Origin of the sequence: Micromonospora sp. NPDC049089, from assembly GCF_040648775.1 — a bacterium.
GTDB lineage: Bacteria > Actinomycetota > Actinomycetes > Mycobacteriales > Micromonosporaceae > Micromonospora.
This window is the reverse complement of the sequence record NZ_JBEZEH010000269.1, coordinates 1-3521: the sequence shown is the minus strand read 5'-3', so window position 1 is coordinate 3521 and position 3521 is coordinate 1. Positions and strand designations below refer to the sequence as shown.

The window sequence follows — 3521 nt, the reverse complement described above, 5'->3', positions numbered from 1 at the left end:
AGAACCACGACCTGGACCACCCCGCCGGGTCCGGCACGCCGTGCCGCGCTCCCAGGCCGGGGGGCCCCCCCGCCCGGCCCGCCCCCACGCGGTGGGTGATTCGGCGGGTCAGCAGCCCGTCCAGCGCACCGGGGTCACCCGGTCGGCCAGGACGTTCCGGAACCCGACGATGGTGCCCGAGTCGGAGATGGACCGCGCACCGACGACCGCCCCGGTGCCGCCGCCCGGCAGGACCCGGGAGGTGGAGCCCCTGGCAACGCGGTCACCACCCACCACGACGCCCTTGGCGTTGACGTCGGTCAGTGCCGGCATTTCCTGGTCGAGCAACGTGTGCGAGCCGTTCCGAAGGTCCCACCGCACCCTGGCCGAGGTGGTGCCGTTCAGCCAGGCCTGACCGATCGCCCAGCGGCCCGCCGCCGCGCCGGCCGTGCTCCACTCGGCACCGGGGAACGTGAGCGCGTCGATCCTTCCGTTCGGTCGGCGGACCCAGCTGTTCCAGTCTCCGAAGGGTCCGGCGCTACCGACGATCGTCCCGTTGTCGGTGATCCCACCCGCCTGCGCGTCGACCGGGGCGTCGAGCACCTCCACAGTGCCCGGACGGGCGGCCGGCCAGCGCAGCGCGACCAGTTGCCCGGGGACGATGTCCGAGCCGTAGCCGACGATGTCGCCGGCATCGTTGATGGCGCTGACGAAGATGCCGGTGGACGGCAGCACCGGCAACTGCTCGAGCTTGCCGTTGCGGTACCTCCACGGCTGCCCGTAGCCGCTCTCCGCCGATCCGTTGCCGATCACGACGCCGTCGGCGTTGATGTCGACGGGGGTGTCCGTGCTCTTCGACTCCAGTTCGGTGACCCGCTGCCCGTCCCAGAACAGCAGCAGGTACTGGTTGTCGGTCTCACCGACCCGCAGCGCGGTGCCCGCGACGTAGCGCCCCGTCGGGTCGACCGCGTTCGCGTCGGCCCGATAGGTGTCGGTCGGGTACGGCAGCGTGCTGATCTTGCAGGTGCGGGGGGTCGCCCCGCTGGGCGCGGCGGTCGCCGTAGCGGAGACGGCGACCCCGAGAGAGGTGGCCAGCAGACCGGTCGCGGTGGCTGCGAGCATCCGGCGTCGAGTGCTTCGGTTCATCCTTGCTCCCCGTGTGGGGCCCGGGTACTCCCAGGCATCTGATTGATACCTGGCTTCACAGGTGAGCTGGCTGCACGGTTGCGCACTGTCAGCCAAGAGACAACAGCGAAACCGCCGGAGTTACCGCCCCCATGCCTCGGTGGCGGTGACGACCGGGCGGCCGGTGCGTACCGACTCCTCGACGGCGAGGCTGATCAGGTGGTCCTGGCAGGCTTCGGCAAGCGGGTACGGAGCCGGGCCCTCCTCCCGCGCCCACGCCCCGGCACGGGCGACGATGTCGGCCACCGCGATGTCGTCGTCGGACATCCCGCTGCCGACGAACGGGTTGCGGTAGACGACGTCGCCGTCGAAGCTGATGTGCTTGAGGTCGAGCCCTTCCAGGTTGAGGTCGAGACCGGTCTGCCGCCGGGTCAGGAACGACTCCACCGGCGTGCTCGGGTCGATCAGGCGGACCACCCGGTCGTCCACCAACTCACCGCGCGAGCCCCGGACCACCAACCGGCGGGTGCGCAGCGGGTTCCACCACTGGTTGTCGGTGAAGTCGTACAACCCCATCCGCCCGCCGAAGTCGATGGTCGCGAGGGTGGTGGAGAGCTGCTGCGGGGTGTCGTCGCCGCTCCAGCCGGCCGGCGAGAGCGGGTTGGCCAGCGGCGCGACGAAGGCGCGCGCGCTCACCTCGGCGCTCTCGTGACCGACGCCGAGCAGGCCCCGGATCAGTGACACCGCGTGGTACAGGTGGGTCGAGGAGATCTGGACCGAGGTCGGCTCACCGAGCACCCCGGAGCGGACCAACGCCAGCCGCGCCGCGTGCCCGGGCATCAGCAGGTACTGCTCGGCGACCTGCACCAGGCCACTGCCTCCGACATCGGCCCAGAGCGAGCGCAGACCCGCCAGGTCGTGGGCGGGCGGCGTCTCGGCGAGCACCGGTACGCCGGCCGCGACCAGCTCCCGGGTCGCCTCGGGCGTCACCGGCCACGGCACCGACACGATGACGAAGTCCGGCCGCTCGTGGGCGAGCATCTCGGCTGTCGTGCGGAAGGTCGACACACCCCAGCCGGCCGTCACGGCGGCTCCCCGTGATTCGGTACGCGTCACCACCCCGGTCACCCGGAAACTGTCGGGGAGCAGCCGGGCCAGGCGTAGGAAGAACTCACCTCGCCAGCCGCTGCCGATGATGCCGAACCGGGTCTGGGCCACCGAAGTCATCTGGGCTCCTCACGTAGAGGTCCGGATGCTAACCGTTCCACTTCGCTACGGTTGCGCTGATGAACACCGAGCCGTTGCGGGCCGTACCCGTGCTGGTGCCCGACGCGGGACCGCCCCTGGACTACTACCTGGTCCTACCTCGACCCGACGACAGCGGCCCGGTCACCACTGTGGACGGGATCGTCGTCGAGGAGTTCACCCGCCACCACGACTTCACCACGACGGGGCTGGACAGCGCCGCCTGGACACCGGAGGCCGGCTGGTGGAGTTCCGCCGCGCTGAGCCGCGCCATGCGTACCGACCCCGAGGTGCTGACGCGGGTGCTCCCCACCTCCCGCCGTGAGGCCGAGGACGTCAACCGCGCGCTCGGTGGCGGGCAACTGCCGGCCGAGGCGGTGCTTCGCAGGCACTTCCTCGACCATCAACCGATCGCCACCGCCCCGCCGCTGCGGCTCGGCCCGGCGCAGCCACCGGCCGGCTTCCACGAGCGGCGGGTGTACCGCGTCCTCTTCGCCAAGGATCTCCGCGCCGAGCAGGTGGCGAGCCTCCGGACGGCCTGGCGGACACCGGCGGGCGGCACTGTCGCGTCCGCCGCGAGTGGTCGTCTCGACGAGCACGGTGACCGGTTCACCTGGGATCTGCGCCGCGTCGGCCACTCCCTCGCCTGGTCTCTCGACGTGACCGCGCTGCTGAGGACCGACGCCACCGCGGCGCTCGGCTCGACCCTGTCCGAGCTGACGAACGTCTTGCGCCAGCACGGCCTGATACCGGTGACGACCGAACGCTTCGCCTAGGTGGATCAACGCCGGGTCGTCACGACCTGGCGTTGGCTCGGTCACGCACCCCGAAGATCGCAAAAGGCCGCTTCCGACTTGCGGAAACGGCCTTTGAACTGGGGTGGAGCTGAGGGGATTTGAACCCCTGACCCCCTCGATGCGAACGAGGTGCGCTACCAGTCTGCGCCACAGCCCCCCGCCGGCGAACCGGCTTCGGTCCCACCCGGCTTACACCGGGCGGGCCGGGAGCAAGGCTAACAGGTTGCTCGGCCCCACCGCGAATCCGCCCCCGGCCCGGCGCTCCGGCCCGCCCGAAGATCGACTCGGGTTCCTGGAAATCGGGGCATCCTGGACGCCGCAACCACCCGACGTCCAGGAACCCCAGTCGATCAAGCCAGCCCGGCCCGGCCGGGA

Annotated in this window: 3 protein-coding genes and 1 tRNA gene; 1 reads left to right on the top strand and 3 read right to left on the bottom strand. The window is 71.2% G+C overall.

Annotated elements, in window-relative coordinates; genetic code table 11:
* Window positions 1-108 precede the first annotated feature (108 nt).
* Together AB0B48_RS30425 and AB0B48_RS30420 are read right to left on the bottom strand one after the other, a co-directional pair.
* Window positions 109-1125: a hypothetical protein gene (locus AB0B48_RS30425; protein WP_357207528.1), complete on the bottom strand. Its 1017-nt coding sequence runs from the start codon at window positions 1123-1125 to the stop codon at window positions 109-111.
* A 120-nt stretch (window positions 1126-1245) separates the two neighbouring features.
* The gene (locus AB0B48_RS30420; protein ID WP_357207525.1) at window positions 1246-2331 is read right to left on the bottom strand and encodes a Gfo/Idh/MocA family oxidoreductase; all 1086 of its coding nucleotides are present in this window, start codon (window positions 2329-2331) and stop codon (window positions 1246-1248) included.
* Between the two features lie 59 nt (window positions 2332-2390).
* Here AB0B48_RS30420 and AB0B48_RS30415 point away from each other — a divergent pair, with 59 nt between their 5' ends.
* The gene (locus tag AB0B48_RS30415; RefSeq protein WP_357207522.1) at window positions 2391-3125 is read left to right on the top strand and encodes a hypothetical protein; all 735 of its coding nucleotides are present in this window, start codon (window positions 2391-2393) and stop codon (window positions 3123-3125) included.
* 104 nt (window positions 3126-3229) lie between these two features.
* On the opposite strand, the gene AB0B48_RS30410 is transcribed toward AB0B48_RS30415, so the two are convergent.
* Window positions 3230-3303: transfer RNA gene (locus tag AB0B48_RS30410), tRNA-Ala, on the bottom strand.
* Window positions 3304-3521: the final 218 nt, after the last annotated feature.